The 22,705-nt window shown below is 53.6% G+C and carries 18 protein-coding genes and 3 pseudogenes; 8 read left to right on the top strand and 13 right to left on the bottom strand.

Annotated elements, in window-relative coordinates:
• Window positions 1-212: 212 nt before the first annotated feature.
• Together MW046_RS16535 and MW046_RS16540 are read right to left on the bottom strand one after the other, a co-directional pair.
• Complete coding sequence (locus MW046_RS16535; protein WP_247995301.1) at window positions 213-1,628, bottom strand: aldehyde dehydrogenase family protein; 1,416 nt, start codon at window positions 1,626-1,628, stop codon at window positions 213-215.
• A gap of 294 nt (window positions 1,629-1,922) precedes the next feature.
• Window positions 1,923-2,248 (bottom strand): annotated as a pseudogene (locus MW046_RS16540) (MBL fold metallo-hydrolase); the annotation flags it as partial.
• 27 nt (window positions 2,249-2,275) lie between these two features.
• Between MW046_RS16540 and MW046_RS16545 the strand changes: the two are divergent.
• A pseudogene (locus tag MW046_RS16545) lies at window positions 2,276-2,708 on the top strand (cell division control protein Cdc6); the annotation flags it as partial.
• Between the two features lie 142 nt (window positions 2,709-2,850).
• A complete protein-coding gene (locus tag MW046_RS16550) occupies window positions 2,851-3,708 on the top strand; it encodes a potassium transporter TrkG (protein ID WP_282190250.1) in 858 nt (285 codons plus the stop codon).
• 718 nt (window positions 3,709-4,426) lie between these two features.
• On the opposite strand, the gene MW046_RS16555 is transcribed toward MW046_RS16550, so the two are convergent.
• The 4 genes from MW046_RS16555 to MW046_RS16570 all read right to left on the bottom strand — a co-directional run bounded on the left by MW046_RS16555 (window position 4,427) and on the right by MW046_RS16570 (window position 8,499).
• Complete coding sequence (locus tag MW046_RS16555; RefSeq protein ID WP_247995303.1) at window positions 4,427-4,921, bottom strand: YciE/YciF ferroxidase family protein; 495 nt, start codon at window positions 4,919-4,921, stop codon at window positions 4,427-4,429.
• A 290-nt stretch (window positions 4,922-5,211) separates the two neighbouring features.
• Window positions 5,212-5,550: a hypothetical protein gene (locus tag MW046_RS16560; protein WP_247995304.1), complete on the bottom strand. Its 339-nt coding sequence runs from the start codon at window positions 5,548-5,550 to the stop codon at window positions 5,212-5,214.
• Window positions 5,551-6,947: 1,397 nt separating this feature from the next.
• Complete coding sequence (locus tag MW046_RS16565) at window positions 6,948-7,124, bottom strand: hypothetical protein (RefSeq protein WP_247995305.1); 177 nt, start codon at window positions 7,122-7,124, stop codon at window positions 6,948-6,950.
• Between the two features lie 559 nt (window positions 7,125-7,683).
• The gene (locus tag MW046_RS16570; protein WP_247995306.1) at window positions 7,684-8,499 is read right to left on the bottom strand and encodes a manganese catalase family protein; all 816 of its coding nucleotides are present in this window, start codon (window positions 8,497-8,499) and stop codon (window positions 7,684-7,686) included.
• Between the two features lie 202 nt (window positions 8,500-8,701).
• On the opposite strand from MW046_RS16570, the gene MW046_RS19630 reads away from it, so the two are divergent.
• Both MW046_RS19630 and MW046_RS16575 read left to right on the top strand, forming a co-directional pair.
• Window positions 8,702-8,836 carry an FxLYD domain-containing protein gene (locus tag MW046_RS19630; protein WP_368411443.1) on the top strand — a complete coding sequence of 45 codons (135 nt, stop codon included), beginning with the start codon at window positions 8,702-8,704 and terminating at the stop codon, window positions 8,834-8,836.
• Window positions 8,837-9,589: 753 nt separating this feature from the next.
• Window positions 9,590-11,164, top strand: coding sequence for an alpha,alpha-trehalose-phosphate synthase (UDP-forming) (locus MW046_RS16575; protein ID WP_247995307.1), 1,575 nt, complete (start codon window positions 9,590-9,592; stop codon window positions 11,162-11,164).
• Between the two features lie 70 nt (window positions 11,165-11,234).
• Here MW046_RS16575 and MW046_RS19860 read toward each other — a convergent pair whose 3' ends face one another.
• A complete protein-coding gene (locus MW046_RS19860) occupies window positions 11,235-11,447 on the bottom strand; it encodes a DUF7972 family membrane protein (protein WP_497007305.1) in 213 nt (70 codons plus the stop codon).
• A 476-nt stretch (window positions 11,448-11,923) separates the two neighbouring features.
• Between MW046_RS19860 and MW046_RS16580 the strand changes: the two genes are divergently transcribed.
• Window positions 11,924-12,553 (top strand): metallophosphoesterase family protein, encoded by a 630-nt coding sequence (locus MW046_RS16580; RefSeq protein WP_247995308.1) that lies wholly within the window; start codon window positions 11,924-11,926, stop codon window positions 12,551-12,553.
• Window positions 12,554-12,702: 149 nt separating this feature from the next.
• On the opposite strand, the gene MW046_RS16585 is transcribed toward MW046_RS16580, so the two are convergent.
• The 4 genes from MW046_RS16585 to MW046_RS16600 all read right to left on the bottom strand — a co-directional run bounded on the left by MW046_RS16585 (window position 12,703) and on the right by MW046_RS16600 (window position 16,243).
• Window positions 12,703-12,999 carry a hypothetical protein gene (locus MW046_RS16585; protein ID WP_247995309.1) on the bottom strand — a complete coding sequence of 99 codons (297 nt, stop codon included), beginning with the start codon at window positions 12,997-12,999 and terminating at the stop codon, window positions 12,703-12,705.
• A 501-nt stretch (window positions 13,000-13,500) separates the two neighbouring features.
• A complete protein-coding gene (locus tag MW046_RS16590) occupies window positions 13,501-14,478 on the bottom strand; it encodes a transcription initiation factor IIB (protein WP_247995310.1) in 978 nt (325 codons plus the stop codon).
• 724 nt (window positions 14,479-15,202) lie between these two features.
• A complete protein-coding gene (locus tag MW046_RS16595) occupies window positions 15,203-15,916 on the bottom strand; it encodes a hypothetical protein (protein ID WP_247995311.1) in 714 nt (237 codons plus the stop codon).
• 30 nt (window positions 15,917-15,946) lie between these two features.
• A complete protein-coding gene (locus MW046_RS16600) occupies window positions 15,947-16,243 on the bottom strand; it encodes a DUF7968 family protein (protein WP_247995312.1) in 297 nt (98 codons plus the stop codon).
• A gap of 247 nt (window positions 16,244-16,490) precedes the next feature.
• On the opposite strand from MW046_RS16600, the gene MW046_RS16605 reads away from it, so the two are divergent.
• Window positions 16,491-17,408, top strand: coding sequence for a DUF7983 family protein (locus tag MW046_RS16605; RefSeq protein ID WP_247995313.1), 918 nt, complete (start codon window positions 16,491-16,493; stop codon window positions 17,406-17,408).
• A gap of 1,000 nt (window positions 17,409-18,408) precedes the next feature.
• Here MW046_RS16605 and MW046_RS19865 read toward each other — a convergent pair.
• Window positions 18,409-18,579, bottom strand: a complete 171-nt coding sequence (locus MW046_RS19865) for a DUF5789 family protein (protein ID WP_497007306.1) — start codon at window positions 18,577-18,579, stop codon at window positions 18,409-18,411.
• Window positions 18,580-19,216: 637 nt separating this feature from the next.
• Complete coding sequence (locus MW046_RS16610; protein ID WP_247995314.1) at window positions 19,217-21,505, bottom strand: amino acid permease; 2,289 nt, start codon at window positions 21,503-21,505, stop codon at window positions 19,217-19,219.
• 245 nt (window positions 21,506-21,750) lie between these two features.
• Here MW046_RS16610 and MW046_RS19635 point away from each other — a divergent pair.
• A pseudogene (locus MW046_RS19635) lies at window positions 21,751-22,141 on the top strand (glycosyltransferase family 2 protein).
• Between the two features lie 20 nt (window positions 22,142-22,161).
• Window positions 22,162-22,455, top strand: a complete 294-nt coding sequence (locus MW046_RS16620) for a glycosyltransferase family 2 protein (protein WP_247995316.1) — start codon at window positions 22,162-22,164, stop codon at window positions 22,453-22,455.
• The last annotated feature ends 250 nt before the right edge of the window (window positions 22,456-22,705 follow it).

Below are 22,705 nucleotides of genomic sequence, written 5' to 3' on the forward strand. Positions count from 1 at the left end.
GCGGCACACGACACGGACTGATTACTGCTTTGTCCGCTTTCTCTTCAGATCCGTCATCTCGAACATCACAGCGCGTTCTTCGCGGCAACCATGGCTTGTGCTCAACCGTGCGATCGACATGCGCGTCGTGGCTAGCTCCGTTCGTGTGTTTATCCCCCTCCTTCCGTTCTCTTGATCCGCGTTCCTATCACAGAGGAGAGTGTAGCTATAGCTTAGAGAATAATACTTTTCTGCTGAGTGAACTTTTCGATGCTCACCCCGAGTCCTTCGCGGCCAATGCCGGAAGCTTTCTTGCCCCCGAACGGGATATCACCGATTCCGTGGCTCGGTTCGCCGTTGATTCGGACAGCCCCTGCGTCGAGACGCTCTGCAACGGACAGTGCTCTATCGTGATCAGCAGTGAATACGCTGCCATCGAGTGCGAGATCACTTTCGTTAGCGAGGGAAATAGCATCATCTTGATCGGATATCGTCGTTACTGGGATGACGGGACCGAACTGTTCCTCATGAATGATGCGTGCTTCGGGCGGCACGTCTGCAAGCAGCGTTGGCGTGTAGTACCGACCGTCACGCTCACCTCCACGGACGAGTGTTGCACCGTGGTCTACAGCGTCGGTGACGAGTGCCTCCACCCATTCTGCCTGCTCCTCGTCGATAAGGGGACCGAGATCGGTGTCCGTATCGAAGAGATCGTCGATAACCCAATTGGCCATTTCCTTCTCAATTCGCTCTACGAGGTCGTCATGAATCGATTCATGAGCGAGCACACGACTTACAGCTGAACAGCGCTGTCCGGCGTACTTCAATGCCCCCTTGGCGCAGGCAGCCGCTACCGTGTCGAGGTCTGCGTCGGGGAAAACGATCGCGGGCGCGTTTCCTCCGAGTTCCAAGTGGTATTCGACTAGCCCACTCTCGCGGGCGATATGGTTGCCCGCGCCAGCGGAACCGGTCATCGTGATGGCGTTGATCCGATCGTCACTAACCAGCACGTCACCGATCTCGCTCCCACGGCCCGGGACGTAGTTGAACCCCCCCTCGGGGAGTTCCGTCTCGTTGATGATGTCCGCAAGGATTCCTGTACTGACGGGCGTCTGGGTCGCGGATTTGAGAATGACGCTATTCCCGGCAGCGAGTGCAGGGGCAATATGGAGTGCGGGCGTCGAGAGTGGGTAGTTATAGGGTGTGATACACAACACAATCCCGATCGGTTCCGGTCTGGTAACCGCTCTCCAGCCCTTATGACTACTTGTCGTTCCTCGTCGATATTCGCCATCGAGGGCGCGAGCCTCCTCGATAGCTCGGCGAAAGCGCTCGGCGGCAGCATCCACCTCGCTTCGGGCCCCCGAAATCGGCTTCCCTGCTTCACGGACGATCGTCTCGGTGAAGTCCTCTTTTCGTTCTTCGATACCATCTGCGATAGCAGAAAGCCATGCAACGCGTTCGGGAACGGTTGTCCTCGCCATTCGTCGTTTCACATCGTGAGCGGCTGCAAGTGCCTGCTCTGCCTGTTCTGTGCCTGCTGTACTAACCCGCGTAAGCGTTCCCCCATTTGTGAGATCCATCACCTCAATCTCTTCGTCGGTTTCTATTCGCTGTCCATCGATCAGCGGACGATCAGTGTGTCCCATCGTTGCATCCCTCCATAATCTAATATACACACGAGATACAAGAGTGCGTTCGATAATCATCGCCCACTTATGTTTGAACATATATGTTTTATTTATAATTATGAATGTGAATTTTCTCCGGTACCAGAGACTTGTCTATTGTAGATGCCGTAGGAGGTGTAATATGATCAGCACACTACTACACGGTGGCGCTGAGTATCCCGATCTTGGGATAGTACAACGAACGACTAATTACCCCTTAAGACGCCGCACCATTCCCATCAAGTCATAGTGATTTCCACGTCGAAGAGATGATTACTGGCGATCCACCGGTACCGTGAACTGATAGGTTTCACCGTGGTCCACGTATGTAACTCGTTCTTCGAGACCTGCTTTCGCGACTGCTTTCTTGGAGTCTGAGAGTGGTGATTGGAAGACTTCGTAATCGCTGTAATGAATCGGAATTGAGGTGTCCGCATCGAACAGTTCGACGGCCTCGACACCCTGTTCCGCGTCCATCGTCAAGAGAATACCGAGAACTTTGGTCCCCCCAGATGGAGGAATGCGAGATCGATCTCCGGGTAGCGTTCTGGAATCTCTTTTGATTTATCATACATGAGTGTGTCCCCGGTGATATAGAACTGGAGGGCAGCGTTATTCCCTTCAGTGTTCTTCGCCATGCCGGGGAGGTCGCCTACGAGGCTGCTGCAGAACACGTGAAGGAGGAACACGTCCGCCAAGCTCAGCAACACGTAGAAAAGGGTCGGTTCAGAGAACTCGTAAACGGCGCGCCTACACAGGCAAAGACTGCGTTGCTCGCATTAACAGAACTGAGCGTCAACTCTAACGACGATTCCTTCCTGACAAGATACGTGTATGACCGGTATGAACAAATCTGTAAGCGCCCAAATATAGACATACTTTCTGTACGATACTTCCGTGACATCTTGAAAGAACAAGCGTTTCTCGGTGTGGTTACAATCGAGAAGATCAACAAGGGAAGCGCAGTCGGAATTCATCTTCAGATTGATTGAAGACCTTCAGATCGTTCGTGAAACGATTGTTGAGGACGACCGAATGCAGAATTGGGATCACAGGTAGACCACTATTGAGTTGCGAGACAAGTTCGAAGAGTTAATCGGCGCAATGCGCGCCGGTCGCTACGACTACATCGTTATCTGGAAATTTTGAGATTAGCCCGCTTGGCTTCGACGCATTAGAAATTCTTCGAGGCTGCCGAAGCATTGGAGACAGTCATCGCCATGCGATGACGGGCGTTGCGACGGGCGGATTCGTCGTTACGGCCGACGGAATCGCGGCGTACAACTCGATGCTGATCGAAGCTGTGGCCATCCCATTCATGCTGCTCGGCGCGATCTCGTTCGCGGTCCACTACTACCTTCTGCAGGGCGACGTCGACCTGCTCTGGGATGACGCCCAGACCCGATGGCTGTTCGCACTTACGGGTGTCGGAACCGTCATCGTCGGAGGAATTCTGCTAGCGACCTATCCGTCACTGGATGCCGCCCGATACGGCGCGTTTCAGTTGATCTCCGCACTGACCTGTACCGGTTTCCAGACAGATACGGGGCTCGGTGATCGATGGCCGGTGGCGGGACAGATCGTCGTCATGTCGGCGATGGTAATCGGTGGTGCAGCTGGTTCGACTGCCGGAGGCATCAAGCTCATTCGCGCAATCTCACTGACGAAGGGAACGCTATACTCGGTCACAGATTACTTTTATGAGGAAGATACTCGGGACTTCGCCATCGCAGATGAGGAGGCCGACGTGACCGCCGGACAGACCTCCACAGAATTCGATCAGGCTGCTGTCATCGGATTCCTGTGGATCGTTCTGCTCGTGGTCGTTGTGCTCGTATCGCTTATTGGGCTACCAACCGGCCAGAAAGGGTACGCGCTCGGAGACGTCCTCTTCGAGGTCGCGAGCGCACAGGGGAACGTCGGCCTGTCGGCGGGAATTACGGATTCAGGTATGCCGTCAAGTGTCAAACTTGCATTCGTGGCAAGCATGTGGATCGGCCGTTTAGAGATCATACCCATACTGGTGATGATGCGGGTGCTCATCCTGGGGTTCGAATGACTATGGATGTCGAGTCACTGCCGATCATCGGCCGAACCTATCAATTCGGCGCAAATCCTATCACGACCACGCTCGTTCTCCTCGGACCGGTCATGCTTGGTGTCATCATCGTCTCCGGGCGCTCGCCGGTAACGATCATTTTGGGTATCGGTATGTACTCTCGCTCCCCGGATCGGTGGCGTATTCTTGGTGGACGGGGACCAGGGAGGTGGACACCAAGGATGAGAGGACAAAGAGGAACCGTGGGTAACATACCGGAGATGACTCGACCTGACTAAACGAATCTTGCTCCACAGTATACTTGAATTGTACATATCGAGTGGCTGCGAACTCGATATCCATCCGACCGACGACCAGTTCTTATACTGACCGACTATCATCGCACTCTGGCTGGACATTACTCCGTCCAAAATATGCGCCCTGGAGTTAGTATGAATCTGTAAACATCATTTATACCCCCATAGAACGCTCACCGGTCAGTAAGCACGTGTAGTGCGCAGTGGATTCACGTGAATAAGGATCTAAAGAAGAGGATTTCAACAGAGCCGATTGTTATTACATCAGGATCCTAAAGTGAGCTGTATACTGTTCCAGTGTTGTTGCTAGTTGGACAGAGTAGGTCGACCGAAGAGACTTTCGTCGCCGCTTAGAAAGCTATTTGCCGTGAACACTGTCTGATGAGGGCGTTATTTCCCTCTCATACTATCTCTCCTATGCTCTACTCCGATGGAAGCTGTCCGTAGTCAAATTCCTCACCAATTGTAGAGAGTTTCTCGAGAGCGTCTTGTTCTTCTCTGAGATTTTGTTCGAGCGTATCGGCAACGTCGTCCATCCCAAGTTGGTCGGCCAGGGGAATGAGATTACCGTACATTGCAATCTCGTAGTGCTCTGATTTCTGTCCGGCCGCGATATTGAATCGGTCAAGGACATTCTGGTCAGGGTCCTGACTGGCAAACTCGTCGTGGTCGTTGATGAGGCCCTCGACCGCGCTATCGGATTTGGTCTCAGGCGATTCACCGATTGCGTCGAAGACTGTTTCGATTCGGTTGACGTGGCCCTGGGTTTCATCGTGGTGTTCCGAGAAAGCCGAGGCGATTTCACCCTCTGAGCTCTGATTCGCCAACTCTTCGGTCGCGTCGACCAGTTGCTGTTCCGTGTAATAGGCGTGTTTCAACCCATCCTTGAACAGGTCGTTGAGGCTGTTTGGACACATAGCGGTTCAGGCAGATTGTCGTCGTGCTGGTCCATAGGGAACGTCCCTGCAAATGAGCATATCGTTCTTCGATATATCAGTGGTAGCGGACGAATGCTAAACGTCTCTTCAACGAGTGGCCACAAAGAACGAGTAGGTGGATAGGTCGCGAGCGTCTGCTGGTGACCGGAAGACTTGTCATCGCATTTCTGGAGTGCTGCTCCATTCAGAACGGAGCGTCGCCCTCCCCGTAGTGTCTGCTAAGCGTTGGATAGTGCCCGTTGGTACCGAAAGCACGCAGTATAGAGGATTCAATCACCGATATCCTCGTCGAACTCCTGCTGTGAGAGGTCTTCGAGGAGATTCTGCACGTCTTGTTTCGTATCGTCAGCAATATCGTCAATCGACTCAACACTATGAGCTCCGCCATGAGCGGCCTGAAGCGCATTCTCATTGAGATCGTCATTCGGATCAACAACCGGGAGTTTGAGATCAGTAAATTCATCTGGTGGAAATCCTGACGAGGAGAGAACAAAGTGACCACCGATCTCAGAGAGGTCGTCAGTATCGAAGTCTTTCTGTTGGGGCGAATTCCAATCAGCTGTGGTTGTCCCTGAGTAGTCTGGATCATGCATGTCGTAGTCAGCCATGGCTCAGGTGATAGTAACGACTGCCATCAGTATAAACCCCAAGTCCAACACCCATTTAGTAACCTATCGAAGACGACTCATCACTGTTTATAGGGAGGGGTACCACGTAGAGAGAACGAACTCAGCCGAAGGCTAGCTATTGCCGTCCATAGTCGTTGTCTCTCCGATTCGTGTATTCTCTTACTTACGATTGGTGTTCGTCAATCTGGCGACGTTCAGAGAAGGATTGAATGGTGAAGAGTGACAGTTTCTGAGCATCTATGCCCGGAAGAGCATCCTCAGCGGAAGTCTGAGTCTTTTCGAGCAGTTCTGACGACTGTCGATATACCTCCTATTGTATAATAGTCTCTATGCTGTGATCCCCAGTGAGAACCTTATCTGGCCCATTTTATGCCCCACATTTTATTGGATAATTAATATATTATGCATCTCATTTAAGGTATCGTAAAACATTAGACGGTTGGCCTAGGTACCGTTTATTACTCATATTCGATGTATTCCGCGAAAATGAGTGACTGAATGCAGGGGGTGGGCTCTCTATTACTCGGTATCTGAATCATCCCCTAGACAAGATACCAGCCGGGAAGTCGCCGGACATTCACGCTAGCTCGCCTGCGAACTCAATACGCCGGGGGAGTGCGTGAGCAACTCCACGAGATGATGTCCTACCGGGCAACCATCGAGGAGACCTTGATAGGGAGACGATGCCCATCACTCCAGTTGCATTTTTGAATGTCCTTCGCGATGGTATTCAACACAATGCTCAAGAGTTAGCCGACGCCTGCACTAGGAATGTCGAGGAGGAATGACTTATCACATCAGATATATTAATGATACCTTGTTCACACAGACAGTGTGGCCAAGCTCTTGGATCGCTCCCAGGAGATAAATTATTCCTACCCACCCAACGAGTTGCATCGGCTTCAAACGGCGTATGAGATGACTTCTCCCCAGAGATCCAAAGACTGGTTAATGAGTTTCAAAAGTGTTAAAGCAGATAGATATCACTCTGAAATATTTCAAGTAGATGTATCTCCAATCAGTACTCGCCAGGTGTCACGGCTCTTGCTCTACCTTGGCCTCCCCGCGATTGGGAGTACACTTCTCAATTCATAGGCTAACGGGCGCGGTCGAGACGTCAATCGGAGGGAACTTACTCGAAGCTGCCGTCGCTATCGCGGTAATAGGTGGGTTCATCCCACTAACCATTCTATTTAATTTGCTCTCCGACTAGCGGTGACCGCCCAACGGTCAGTGGCGATCACCCCGTTCACCACATCAGATTGGAAGTAGGATATCTATCCTCGATAATTATCCGATAAAAATAAATTCCTCCTCTGGGATGTACTACCTTTGGGTGTTGCCGACACAGAATAATAATTATTAATTATTAATTATTAATCCAGGCGTGGACAGTCGTCGATGCCAAAGCTATCAGGAATCGTTTGAAACGGACCATGCTCGTCATCAACGGTTTGGGCAATGTGTTGCCGCATGGCTTGTCCAACCGCGGGTGCGCCACAGTACACGCATTTGCGCAGGGCATTGGAATCGTTTGAGGTATTCGTACCCATAGATGATAATGAACGGGATGATCCAAGAATGTATGTGGGGACCTCAACAGTAGTTAGTTATCTCTCATGACATTGTCCCAGCTTCATTGTCGTCAATATAGTATTATCTCATTGGCTACCGCCACTGTGCCATGGGTGGGAAACCATTCCCTGTGGTATTCCTACGCGGGTAGCTATCGACGACGACATTAAGTATGAATCGGCATACTGGACTGCCAGTGAATGATCGCTCGAAAGCGAGCACTTTTCGTAACCTAGAGCTAGTCAGGGTAAGACAGTCACGCGTGGCATCCAGTGTCGATAGGCTCACATGGCTGCACTCTGCTCAATCCTGCTATAAAGCCATCCATTTCACTCGTTAAGGACTAGAATTCTAGGGTTGGAGTCGTGAAGTTTCAGAAATTCAGTGACACATATGAGAAAGAACACTCGGTTTCCATGGCCAGTTGTGCTGGAAACATTGGTCTATCACGGTGATGCCGGTCATGGCAGCGCCAGCAGTGACGAGAAAGTCTCGACGGGTAGCATGATGTGGATGGTGTGTCGGGGGGTGGCCGTATCAGTTCACTTCATTGTGCATCTCTTCGATGACCGCTTCAAGGTCCGCCGTTCCACCTCTCGGCTGCTCGGACAGGAATGAGAACTCGCCTTTTCCGTCGGGAGATTCACCCTGCGTCCATGGCTGTTCTGGGTCCTCACTTTCCCCACAGAACGTAGACATAAATGCGTAGTTGTACTTCTGATTTTCTTCTTCTTGTGGGAAGCTGCCCGGGATCGGCATGGGTTCCTCGAAGCACTCTTCGAGGACGACGCGCCACTGGTTTTGGTGCATGGTATCCCGGGCAATGAGATACGAGAGCATATCTTTCATCCCGGGATCGTCAGTCATCTCCCACAGGCGGGTTGCCAAGAGGCGCCCCGTCGATTCGGCCATCACGTTCGCGTACATATCGGCGGCCATATTGCCGCTTGCGACGACGTAGTTGCCGCTGAATGGAACGCCGTTACTGTCGACCGGCATCGCATGGAGGCCCGCCGAAAGCGCCTGTCGGGGCTGCCCGCTGTCCATCATGGTGGCGATGATCGGATCTTCTCGCGCGCGATCGCGGTCTTTCTCGGAGGCACCCTCTAAGTTCTTCGCCACGGCGGTTGCGAGCATCTCGATATGTCCGAGCTCTTCGGCAGCAGTCTCCATCAACATCGTCCGGAATTGATGTTTCTTTTTGGGAACTGCAAACGCCTGAAACATGTACTGGAGGGCAACGCGCATCTCTCCCTCGACACCACCGATCGCTTGCTGGAGCATCTTCGCAAACTCCGGATCCGGCTCTTCGACGCGTACCTCATACTGAAGCTCTTTACTGTGGTGGAACATCTGTATCCAATTAATGGTCTCTTACCTACGTTGGTGTGTATTTTGCCTTCATATCCAAGTAATAATTTTATTTTTATATAATATATTGTATATTTATAAATATGATGTGCCTAGAGGCATTTTTGCTCATAGAAACGTCGGAGAAATCCAAACGGTAGTACCCACGGACGAGAGCGCTATGCACGCGGAGCGAGGGCTACTGATGCTCAGCTCGGTCGATATCTCGACAACACAGGACATCGAACCGGGGAGAACATGGCAATTTAACGTAGTCATTCTCGAGTCAGTCGTGGATATCGCTGATCACGATATCACTGTGCTTGGTATTCCAGGGTGAGTTATTGACCGGAAATGAGGAGTTCGAGAAAAGCTTGGTCGATACTAGTAGCCTGTACAATAAACAGTCAATATAAAATCAATTGTGCATTCCACCCATGCATGGATAGTATACGGAACGCGCTACCGTAGTATAACGCAGACTCAATCACCGGGACGGAAGAGGAGATGAATAATATGAATTCTGACGCAGAGTAGACTATCGGACCCGATAATATTTGGAATTGCCTGATGAGACTCAAGGCAGTGAGGGGGATGGCAAGCATCCAGTGTTGTTCGAAAGTATGTCTTTAACTATGTGATCTCGCGCAGATATTGGCCCCAATCACCATATGAATTGTATGTTGATAATCATATATTATATGATATTTGTAGGAGTTGGTACGCTGCAGCGGTGGCTGCACATATCGGCAAGCGAGCGTCACCAGAAGTATCTTTACTATGCACGGCGAATAATCCACCGTGTGGTTCTCATATAAACTAACAGCTACTCTTAGAGGGGAGCGAAACGCTCGGTCCTCAGGTCTTAGAGTGTTTTGTTGGTCTCCAGTATGGTCATCTGATCGCGATTGTGCCGGACGATATCAGAACAAGGGTATCCATCCATTGTCTCGAATGTGGCATCCAGATGGTGCCTCATTGAGAGCGACTGAATTGTCATTAAGATCATCAGCTCGCTCGAATGTGTGGTCGATCGGGTCTGACAATACGGAACAGATATGACAATAAATACGCAGATATCCGAGGGTCAATCATGACTACCTCAAACAACGATGGTCTCCCGGACGACACGGAGGACGATTACACGCTGTCGCTCGGAGAGAACCAGACACTCATCATCGTTTCGAACCGGCAACCGTACAGCCACCAGTACGAAACAGGGGATGAGGGGAACAAGAAGATAACAGTCGATCGGCCTGCAGGTGGACTCACAGCGGGTCTCGACCCGGTGATGCAGCGTGTCAGCGGAACGTGGATCGCATGGGGCGACGGTGAGGCCGACCGCGACGTGACCGACAAGGACGGAACAGTGCAGATGCCACCCGAGGAGAATGCCTACACGCTCAGACGGATTTGGCTCTCCGAGGATGAGGTCGAGGGCTACTATTATGGCTACAGCAACCGTGTGCTCTGGCCGCTCTGTCACGGTGGCATCTGGAAGACCGAGTTTGCCGAGCGGTACTGGCAGCGCTACCGGCAGGTGAACGAAACGTTTGCGAAGGTGATCGACGAGCAAACGACGCCGACCTCGCTGGTTTGGTTTCAAGACTACCATTTCGCACTGGCGCCACGATTGGTTCAGGAGTCGGCTCCTGAATCAACCTTCTTACTGCACTTCTGGCACATCGTCTGGCCAGGCTGGGACACGTTCCGCGCGTGTCCACAGGCGAAGACATTGCTCGACGGACTGCTCGGCAACGATCTGCTTGGCTTCCACATCGACCGATACTGTGAGAATTTTCTTGACTGTGTCGATAAGGAACTGGAAGATGCATTCGTCGATTACGACGACAACCGCGTCAGGTATGACGGGCACACGACGCGTGTCGAGTCATTCCCGATGGGCATCGATGCCGCGACAATCGAGCGAACCGCCGACTCCGTTTCCCCATCGTTCTGGTCGGAGTTCGCCCGCGAGCACGGCTTCGACAGAGAAACGCAAGTCGCCATCGGGGTCGACCGCCTCGACTACACAAAGGGGATTGTCGAGCGTCTCGACGCACTCGAACGACTCTGGGAGATGAATCCGGAATGGCAAGGAGAGCTGACCTATATTCAGAAAGCCGATAAGAGCCGGTCGCGTATCCCCGAGTATCAGAATCTCCAGCAAAACGTCGAGACGGCGGTCGAACGAATCAACGACCGATTCGGAACAGACGATTGGCAGCCAGTCGTCTACATCGACGACTGGCTCACCGACGAAGAACTCCGCGGGCTCTACCGCTACGGCGACGCGATGCTCGTCAGCGCCGTTCGCGACGGGATGAACCTTGTCGCAAAGGAGTACGTCGCGGCACAGGTCGATTGCGATGACCGGGATCAGAATCCAAATCTAGGCGAGGATTGTAGCGAGCAGTCCGGAAACGACATGGAGAGTGCGATCTGCGGCGTTCTCGTGCTCTCAGATCAGACCGGTGCGCACGAGGCACTTGGCGAGCACGCACTTACAGCCAATCCATACGATACGGAGGCATTCGCCGAGACTATCGAACAGGCGGTGACAATGGATGATGCAGAGCGTCGCGAGCGAATGACGGCGTTGCGCGAGCACGTCGCGTCGAACGATATCTATGCGTGGATGGATGACATCTTTGAGGCTACTCAATGACCCAGACGCTTCCAACAGCTTCTCGATCGACTGCTCGAAGCCTGCGTGAATCCGTTCCCGCGTGTATTACTTACAACTTTCCTGTCGTGTTAAGCTCGCGTGTAAGCACGAGCTGGTTGATCGACAGAACGATCGTCAGAAGCGTAATATTACTGGCAGTGATCGCCTGAAACAGATAGAGCATCTCTGTTGTGTGATACACGGCGACTACGTCAGTACTTATGAGAAGCACCACAGCGAGACCGAAGATTCCGTAACGATACTGGCGAGGACGGGCGATCACCCTTGAGGACAACCCACTCGTAGGAACCTTTGTGGGCAGATTGCCATAGATCTTTATCAGGAATCAAAAGGAAAAGTGTTGTCGATGAATATTCTAGCATTCGCCCTGAATGAGTTACGAATACGACTCTCTCTCTACCGAAGACGAAGAAATAGCATGAGAAAAGCTATAATGCCGAAGGGATACATCATCATTGTATAACAATAGCACGCAACAGCGATGATCGTTTTAGGCTATCTGTTGTCCCCGTGGTTTGAGGTGACTGTCGCCCTATCTCTGTGCGATAGGCTTCAGCGTCGGGTCGTATCTATCAGGCAAGGGCGTACCGGATCGACTTGCCGGATGGAGTCCAACTGCTAACTGAAACTCTTCGGTTTTCAGTGATGTCGCCAGACTGCGTCTGGCTGACTTACGAGAGCCATGCTCTCGTGAATGTCGACAGAGGTATTACACCAGTCGCGCACGAAACATCGACGATGTTGGTACTCGGAGATGCACACGCGGCTGACCCGGACAACCGAGCAGCTCTGCTAGACATATACGATGCCACGAACGCCGACGTCGCGCTCCAGGTTGGCGATCTTGAATGGTACGATCTCCCGGTCGAGACGTGGTTCATCGCCGGAAACAACGAGGACTTCGACGTCATCGACGCTCTCCGGGACGACGCGATGCCCGATGTGAACAACGTTCACCTGCTCGCCAGCACAGCGACCGACCTTCAGGGACTACGCGTCGCTGGTCTGTCTGGAAATTACGCGCCGACGAAGTACGACTTACCGCGTAGTGAACTTGAGGGTGACCGACGACGCCATTTCACCCGCGACGATGTCGAACGACTCGCCGCTATCGAGGACATCGACGTGCTTGTGATACACGAAGCGCCGAAAGGCTTGCTGTACTACGGCTACGACCCAGGCTGTGAGCATGTCAATGATCTGCTCGACACGACCGATCCCGAACTCTGTCTCATCGGACACTACCATCGTCACGAAGAAGCCGAAATCCTGGGTTGTCGTGTCGTGAGTCTCGCACCCGCCTGGGAGCGCTATTACACGCTCAATTCAGCAGATCTGACGATTGACGTACACGAAACGCCTGGTTGATACGTGCGAATCTCGATGCCGTCATTCGGTAGTGGTCGAGATGCAACCGGCATAGAGGAGAGTGATATACATACGAGACGATTCTGTAACCTGGCGTCGACGCACAGAACATCATACTGCGACCCAGCTGTCCCTATAGCATCGAACGTTCAGTCCTCACTGCTCACGAACTTATTGAAGTAGCTAGTATCGCCCTCGCTGGTTTCGTCTTGGTAGAGGAACGTGAGATCGTTCTCTTCGAACGTTTCAAAGAACTCGTCCCACGAGATATCGTCGGGGATCCCCTCATCATCGTCCTGATCGGGAAAATCAATACGGAGCAACCTGCTATCGCCGCTTTCGGTGCTCTCGACGTACGCAGGCTGATCACCGCGCTCCTCGACCCACTGGCGTATCTCCTGGTGATCGGTCGTGGTCTGACTTTCGCCTGGATCTGAGTCTGACATGAATGCCACACGATCGTTCGACCACAATTTTCTAGGTGTGCTGTCTTCTTTGGCCAGGTTCGGGCAGAGTGCATTACGTGATACGCAAGGTCAGATGGTGTGTCTACACAGTAGCCGAGTTGGTCTGAGACACCTCCATCTCAAGAGCGTAGTTGTGGGATCTGCCGTCGCGTCGGGTATCATCTCGACAAGTGGTTACCGATCTCGATAGCGACTATCTCGAAGTGGTTCTGAAAGTAACGGCTCGGAAACTCAAATTCGCTGTCTATCTCGGGGAACGGTGTCTCTCCGTTTCGAACGATCTCCCGGATGAAGTTCAGGGATCCTAGTGCTGGTCGAATACAAACGACAGAGATGCTCATCGTTGGTGGAGACAAGCCGGGTCCGACTTTCGATCGTCACAGTATGATGCAGGAACTGCAGCCACATGGAAAAACAGTGGATGGTCGCTACAGGGCATATCGCTTTGACGATCGAACAGGCACTGAACCATACGTGCTGTTACGGTGCTTGAGTTTGTCCATCGGCGTCGAGCAGCTCTTGGTATCGGTTTCGGATGGTGACTTCACTGATGTCCGTTACCTCACTGACCTCGTTTTGGGTGATCTGCTCGTTGGTGAGCAGCGGTGCAGCATACACCGCAGCGGCCGCCAGTCCGACTGGACTCTTACCGATGTGGATGAGCTGCTCCTTACCGGTTTCGAGCAACTCGTGGGCGCGGCGCTCGGCCTCGTCCGAGAGATCGAGCTCCGAAGCGAACTGGGCAACGTAGCTCTCTGGATCCGCGGGCTCGATCTCGAGTTCGAGTTCGCGAACGATATAGCGGTAGGTCCGCTTGAACTCCATCTCGTCGATCCGGCTGACGTTCACGACCGTGTCGATACTGCGGGGCGTTCCTGCCTGTCTGGCCGCACCGTATATGGCAGACGAGGCGACACCTTCGATCGACCGGCCAGGCAGGAGATCCTCGTCGAGTGCACGGCGGTAGATCACCGACGCGGTCTCACGAACGCTTTCTGAGAGTCCGAGCGCACTGCCCATACGCTCGATCTCACCGAGTGCCTGCTTGAGGTTGCGCTCTTGAGAGTCACGGGTGCGAAAGCGCTCGTTCCACGTGCGCAGGCGCTGCATCTTCTGGCGTTGGCTCGCGTTCAGCGAGTTGCCATAGGCGTCCTTATCCTGCCACCCGATGTTCGTCGACAGGCCCTTATCGTGCATGAGATTCGTCGTCGGTGCGCCGACGCGACTCTTCTCGTCTTTTTCCTGGGGATTGAACGCACGCCACTCAGGACCATGATCGATGCTCTCCTCATCGACAACGAGTCCACACGCCTCACAGACGGTCTCACCGTGGACCTCATCAGTGACGAGTGACCCGCCACACTCAGGGCAGACGGTCTCTTCGTATTCGGCGTCCTCTGTTTCCGAAGTCGTTGCTTGGATCTGTTCGTCGTTGGTTCGGATGTGTGTTTCTGACATGGATATTTCACCTGCGGATGAGGGCAGAGTGGAGGGCTGAGGCTACCGGACGGAGATCACCCGAAGAAACCCGGAAGCCACGAACCTAACATTAGGTAAGGCTGAGAAGTATTTAAATGCTTCGCCCCCATTGATGGTTTTATATTCACCGTCGTATCCGGGCAGACTACCGATTAGACGTATCGATCGTCGCAAATAAGACGCCGAACAACACGGTTTGGATCGTTCGGGAGCTGCCAAGTAATGGATTGGTTCATTAGAGGGTGTGAACGTGTGTGGTCGAAAGTTGCCAGCACCGACTGAAGGGCCTACATAGATCAGTACATTGATAACTGTGTCGACGTGGTTCGCGAGCGGACTGGTACGGACGATATCCACCTAGTCGGCTACTCCATGAATGCTCCACCCGTGTCATGTATGCTGCGCTCTATCCGGAGAAGGTTGTGACATTGGAACTAAAAGAATCCGCCATCAACTTTGACGTTAAGAACGAGGGATTCGCCTTCCGGGAGGCGATCGAAGCACATGATCCAAAGGATCTCGTCGCTGTGTTCGGAAATATACCTGCTCTGGTGCTGGTAGGGTTTGTCGCGCGCACGCCGATCGAATACACCGTGATGAACCCACTGCGACTTCGAAACAATCTAGAGAACGAGGAATTCGTCGAGCAAGCGGCGTTACGGACGTGGTGGTTCGTCAGTGGTCCTAGCATGGTTGGCAGTGTCTATTGTTCGGGGCGATCACCGACGAACCGCCATTCGTCATCTTGTGTCTCTACGTCCGACACCGCCTCTAGGCCAGGACTGATAACCTCCTGCCACCAGTCGTCAGGGTCCTCGTATGTAGCCGGGTACTCTGGAAACACGTCCGTTTCGAAATCGTCTCTTTTCGCGCTACTGCGCTTTTGAAGGTAGAGATACGCCGCCCGAAGCGCCTCCCGATTCCGTTCTCGATCGGTGGATGATCCCGGTGGGTCGAACGTTTCGATCTCTTCAATAGTGGGTTCGTCGGTAATCTCCGGTCCTCTCGGTTCCTCGGCGGGCGCTTGGAGGCTTTCTGTCGGATTCTCTTCTTGTCGCGGGGTCGTCTCGGATCCAGTCGCTGCCGTCGCCTGCGCTTCGACGTCAGTTTCGACTTCAGACTCCGAAATAAGGAGATCGTCCTCGACCTCGGATGCAAGTGTCCAGACAGTTCCGCGCGACCTCTCTTCGCTTGTGAGCAGGCCACGCTCGTAGAGATCGTCGAGACGGTCATTGAGAACAGTGTGATGGATTGGCAGCTCGTCTGCAACGTCTGTCACCAGCAGATTCCTATCGCCGCTCCGAGCGAACACCGAAAGGATCTCTTCGTCGCTCACCTGCGGTTCGCGGTTGGGATCTCCCATACTGTGCTCTATGAGTTCTGTCGTGTTGAACCCCCCGCTGTGTGGTGCGCTCATTCGTTCATGAGGCTCGGTGTCGGATAAGGATCATTCGCCCATTTCAGGCCGTGGCGTAAACACGATCTTCGTTTCCTCGCCGATGCAGTCACCGCCTTCGATCGCCGCAACCCGAAGCACTACGTCAGTCGTGCTCCCACAGCCACCACTGACGAACTCCTCCCACTCCTCACCGACAGAGGTCGTCCCTGTCTTCGACATTCGGAGATATCTCCGATACGAGTCGGTTTCAAGGGGAGACCTGATGTGGCCACTAGCTGTTGCTGGATACGTCACTGTGATTCGGTCGGCATCTCCGGTTGATGAGCGTTCCTGACTGTTCGCCATACTGAATGTGAGCGTTGCACGATAGTATGTGTGGCGATGACAGTCCTTACAGAAACGATTACTACTCGACCGAGTAGCCGTGGTGATGGTATAGCGGTACGATCCGGCCGACTTGCTCGACAGTCCTTTCGACGCAGACCGCGACGAAGCAACACACCTCTCGATCGTTTTACTCACTGTCGGTGAGTAAACCATACGGCGATCACATGGCTGGTGCTTTTCTGGAATCATGACGAACAGTTACCCTATGAATGAATTCTGGCATCGCCTGCGCGAGGAGTGTGAGCGTCTTGCTCTCGGGACGGAACTGGTGACGCCTGTCTCAGAGCGCTCGTTCAAGATCGAAGCCACCTTTGAGGATCGAATCGTCATCCAGTTCCAGGACAGTGGTGAGGAGCAGTCGCTCCGCCGCGAGCAATTCATTGTGCTCACCGATTCTCTCGAAGACGATCCGATCTCGTTAGAGAGCGTGCCGCCCGGCGTCGAGCCGTATACAGTCGTCCTGAGCCTTTCGTCCAAACACGTCTCTGAGGACGGAACGCTCTCACGAGCCCCCGATAAAGCAGTCGGTGGGGAGTCCCCCCACCTCGTTCCACCCGAGGAGGCACGGACGCGCCCCGAGCGTATTCACGATGACGCCGTACTGTGTGCCGACTTGCTCGATCGGCTGGACGCAGACGATCCAGCGTCGCTCGACACCGAAGCACTCGCCGACTTGTACGTTCTACTGTCGGACGTCCAGCGTGGTGCCGACCGGGTCAGGAAGACCGTTAGAGAGCCCTTACTCGACCGGCTTGGGCCTGACCAACAGCTGCATGGTCGGTTTGGAACGGTCCAGCAAACCACGCGCGAGCGGCGTCGTCCGAAAGATGAGGAGACGGTGCTGGACGTACTCGACGAGCATGGCATCCCCCATGAGTGGGTGCTCGGCGTTGATTCCAACAAGCTGGATGTCGTACTCGCGGTAACGGATCTGTCCGAAGGAATGGTGTATGACGCCGACGAGCAGGTGTACGTCCAGAAGACGGGAGTCGATGAGAGCGCGAAGTTCGCGCGGCTCCAGGGCCTAGCAAACCGGCTCGACGAGATCGAAGGCGGTGGGGACATTCACGACGATCTCACCAACCTCGAACGACGCCTCAAGGAGGAACTTTCAGATGGATAATGTGATATCGTCGCCAGTACGTTGATCCACAGCTTTCGGAGGATGAGTCGTGATGTTGTCGAACGAGACTACGCCGCTGTATGAGTGTGATCCACATCACGTGTGCTCTCAGCCCTTCGTCATTGCTAAAGAGACACCTCGTAGAGAGCGGTTCAGTCGTCCGTTTCCGTGGTGGTCCTCCGTGCCGCAGGTGAGCGGCTCCAGCCGGACACATTCCGTCCTCCACGTGGCCGCAGTGTCTGGGTGGATATCGATGCCGTACGCTTCCTCAAACGCTGTCGTATTCCATTGTTGATAACTTCTGGTAGCCAGCAAGCTCCCTGGCACCGCCAGATTGACTCCCTTAAAACACAGCAGCCGTTACAAACGTATGCTTGTAATAGAAAGGGTGGTCGTCGTGCCTAATGCAGCCAATACGTGGTACGGATCGACTGAAACACCTACCTGCACCGGTACGATGCTCAGAGGTTGGTTTTCCGGGGTTATAGCGATAGAAGCGATCGTTCGCATTTGCTGTAGTGTGTCCACAGACCGAAGATTCGATTACTCGGTATGAGTGGTAGCCATCGCTTTCCTCATCGATAGACCAGTTTCGTGATACACTAACGATGTCTCTATAGCAAGAGTATCCCGGATCGTCCTGTGGCAACCGTCACGTTCTGTCCCGTCAACGTGGACCACTTCGTGACCCGTGATCGACGGCTGGGAGTGCCGATATCTCAGTCGGGAGATATCGATCGGTGTCCGTGAAAGAACAGTGAGATCGTGATCGCGCTACACAAGCATGGTGCACAGACGTTGCGACGAACCCATCACAGGTCACACAATCTATACGATCGTATCGTTTATCGAATAGTACGTTTCCGTCATAGCTATCGATAGCGTCGAAGTGCGATTCAGAATGATTGGATCGGACGGTCAAGTTTTTCGTTTCGCTGGTCGCCACGGTCACTGTACTGCGGGCGTCCAACAGCGTCCCGCCTGACACCGTTAAGAATTGCTAACGCCAGTATATCCCGTGGTTTATAGGTCTCGTGCCTGACCGTTCGAGGATTGCTCGGAGGGGATCAGAACCACGGGGATACTCGATTTCAACATCGCCGAATTCTTCGAGGATGTCTTCGGTGGTCGTCGGGAACGTTGAGAATTCAAACCGTTTGCTGACCTCCATCACCCTGAGAGATCGTATTTCATCTGTGTCTTGGTCGATATGCTCTATACACCAATTACCGTGATAAATAAGAAAAACCTACAGCCTGTATTTCACTGCTGGTCGAAATTCATCGGACATACTCGGCATATTTACGCTGCAGGTAGCTGTTACAGAGGGATAGTCACCAGCCGGCGCAGACAAACGAGTCTATCGAGAGAAGAACGAAAGGCGGGGTGTGGAGACGGACGCTCTTAGAACAGGAGAACATAAGCGAGGACAGCAGAGCATGACCATCACAACATATGAGAGTATTCAAGCTGTTCTGTGGTTTCCGCTTCCAACGCTCGGCACCGTCGACGGCAACTCCTGATCACTCAGCATCGTATTCGTCTAGCCACGCCGTTACCGACGACTGGAGCGCTGCAGTCGTACTCCCAAGATCCAATAGCTGATAACCGTTCGTGTGTCATACGCTTTCGTTCGTTGGGGTTCAATAAGACTACTGGGTGCAAGCATCTCCTCGAAAAACTATACAGTCTACTGATGAGTCGACGGTAGTGGTCCCGTCGTACGCTGATTCGGCTCTATTTCGTTTCGATCGCTGCTACTAGTGACGCACATTGTCGTACAGCATGATATATTTTCTCCGGCTCTCTCACCTGTAAAAACCCCGGAGGTAACGGTAGATTGGGAATAGGATATCTTCGATTCTGCCAGGGACGCCAGTCGGACTCGTATAGACGATGATCGGAAGATCGGTCTCCTCGGCTCGTCGGATCACGCGGTCGGGCGTCGTACCGAATATCCATCCCTTTAGGTATCGTGTTCGGGATGCGCCGATGATGAGGATCCCACCGTTGTCTGCTGCCGTCGAAACGAGCCCCTCTGCGACGGTAGCAGCAGTCACACGATGGACATCGACTGCCGTCGTGTCGGTGAACACATCTAGAGTCGCTTCCGGTTTCTCCGCTGTTCCACCAGTTCCTATCGGCTCCACGGTGATAATATGTATCTTAGATCCCTGATTCGCTAACTCGTTAGCGAACGGTAAAAACGATCGATGATGGGGTCCGCTGCCGGTACCGACGTTAACCGTCGAGAGATCGATGTGGTCGGAAAACCCCTTGGCGAAGAATACGTCACACGGCGATTCATACTCGACCTTCTCGGTGATTGCTCTGTGTTCTTCCGGATATCCCATAACGATCATGTCGACACCGTCGTCGCGGGCTGTCTGGACGATATCGAATCCGACATCGCGGCAGATGTGTCCCTCGACCGTATAGTCGACGGGAATCTCGCTGTCTGTGAGTGCATCTGTGAGCGCATCTGCTCGCTCTTCGGCGTGTTCGAGAAGCGACTCACTTGGCGTCTGTTCTGGCCGCCGTGTGACGTTGACGACCTGGAGGAGTGGCATATCACTACGGACGGTAGCGAGCTTGGCCGCCAGTCGAACGTACGGAACGGCATTGACTGGCCGTGCCACCGGAACCAGGACGCGGAATCGCTCCTCATCTGCAGGGATTTCGGAAGGCTGTTGCTGACCGTTTCCGTTCGATAGCGGGGAACGCGGTGCGACAGCCCGCTCGAACAACTCGTCAACTTCGGGCGCACCCCCCCAGCTGACGTATGCGAGAACGAGGATAGCTTCGACGATAATTCCGACGATGATACCCGCGGGTGGCAAGCTCGTGATCAGCGCCAGATTAGCGACGATACCGATGATCGGGACGATTGGCGAGAACGGCACTTTGAGAGGGCGATCGAGGTCGGGGAACCGTCGTCGCGAGTAGATGAGTGCGACGTTGACTACCGAGAGCGGTGCAAGAAGATTCAGGGTCGCAAATCCAGTGAGCGCATTGAGTCCGAGATCGATTCCAAAGAGTCCACCCTCAGCAGGAAACACTGCGATGAAAATGAGAATTAGCGCGACAATCGTAAACGTAGTGGTAACGGCACTCCAGAAGGGGGTTCCATACGTGGGATGAATCCGAGAAAATCGTCGAGGGGCTTGCCCCTGTCGTCCCATAAGATTACTAATACCTATTGCGGCGAGAATGCTCGCGTTCGAGGCACTCACCATACTGAAAATCGCGCCAGCGACGATCAGGGTCCGTCCGATGTTTCCAAGGAAGTCCGCGGCGACCTTTCCCATTGCCGTCTCACCCTCTTGAGCGATGACTTCCGCTGGCGTCGGTGCGTTGATCATCGAGATGATGACGAACGTGTAGAGCACTGCAACCGTGATAATGCTCGCAGCGATCGCCTTAGGGACCGTTTCGCGAGGATTGATGATTTCGCCTGCGCTCGCGGCGATCGCTGAGAAGCCGAAGAAGGTGATGAACGCCAACGACGCGATAGTGATAATTCCGACGGGGTCGGCCTCAAACTGAGTGGTAAACGTGCCCACAGTTTGGGCTGGGGGTTTGTATGCGAATGCTCCACCAATGAACGCAAAGAGCACCGCGACCTTCGCGCCAGTAACGATCACTTGAAATGATCCACTCTCCTCGGTTCCACGCACGTTAAGTAGCCCGAGGAGGAGCGCCATGCCGACTGCAGCCGTTCCATGAGGAATTGCCCACGAATGAGGGAGTACGAACTCTTGTACCCACTCGGTCATCGTCGCCAGATAGAAGGCCGTCGTACCGGTGTAGCCGAGAAACAACGAGACACCCTCCGCGTAGAGGAGATACTGGTTTTCGAACGTTCGGGAGGAGAAGAGATATCCGCCACCGTTTTCTGAGTAGATCGACGCGAATTCGGAGTACGATGCTGCGGTAATACCCGCAACAACAGCGGCGATGAGAAACGCGATGACTGCACTGCTGCCGATGGCCGCGATTGCCGTCCCCGAGAGGGAGAAGATACCCGCCGCGATCATCGTTCCTAGTCCCATCGCGAACGCGACGCGGAACCCGAGCGACCGGGTATGTTCTACCATTACCCACTACCATCCGCTCGTCGGGTATAATCGTGCTGCCTTAGTGTCCAAGTGCGAATAGTACGAGCGTCGACGGTACGGCCTGCTCGCGTTGGGCAGCTGCCAGACTCGTCAGCAGGCTGTTGGCGAGCGGTTACTATATGATGCTGATCCAAACGATACTAGTGCGCTTCTAATCTTCATGTGGCGCGTGGATTTATTCGGAAGAGCAGCTAAGCGAATAAGAAATGACGGTGAGCGTCATCATGTCGACGTACAACCGGTCGGCGGTCGTGAGAACCGCCATCGAGAGCATTCTCAGACAAACGTACGAAGACCTCAAATGTATCGTTATCGATGGGGGATCGACCGATGGAACACAACGGGTCGTCGACTCGTTCGACGATCCAATGTCTCCGTCTTTTCCATCGGGACGAATCGGTGGGCGTAGGTGCCGCTCGAAACTGGGGTATCACGGTAGCCGATGGTAGCCTTGTTGCATTCATCGACTCTGATGATCGATGGCATTCGGAGAAACTCGAACGACAGATAGCAGCGCTCCGTGATACTCCACCGTCTTATGGCGTGGCCTACTGCGCTATCGAAAAAGATAGCGGTGAACCGCTACCACGCGATGGAGCGTTGGGGACATGGTGAAGTCGATACGTCACCTCGATATGCCAACATACACGTCAACGCCCCTTGTGCGGCGAGAGACGGTAGCCAACTGTGGTGGCTTCGACGAAAATCTTCCCTGTTTCGAGGATTGGGAGCTGTGTCTCCGTCTAGCGGAGTCGTACAAGTTCATCTATCTCGACAGAGCGCTCGTTACAAAGGGGACCGGAACAGCGAATATTTCTGCGGAGCCGTCACGGCTAGTTGAGGCGATCGAGCGTCTCTGCAAGCAGTACACTCTCCCGCGTGATACGAGGGCGCAGTTGCTGGCAGACGCCGGAGCAAACCCACTGTGAAACGGAAACTGACCATTCCGCCTGCACTCCCTGCTAACAATTACTTCTCTAGGAGTTTCGTAGAGACTGTCAGTCAGACTCCGATCAGCAAGTGGCAGGAGACGCTTCTCGCCAGTCTTGACTGTACGTCGGGTCGTCACTGGTCGGTATCGGATGGAATACCATGATTGGCGGCCACTCTGTTGAAGATACCTCACCTCCGCAACACTGAGATCGCGACGAATTCGACGGTCCTCGTTTCTCACCGCTC

The organism is Halocatena salina, from assembly GCF_023115355.1.
In the GTDB taxonomy this organism is placed as follows: Archaea; Halobacteriota; Halobacteria; order Halobacteriales; family Haloarculaceae; genus Halocatena; species Halocatena salina.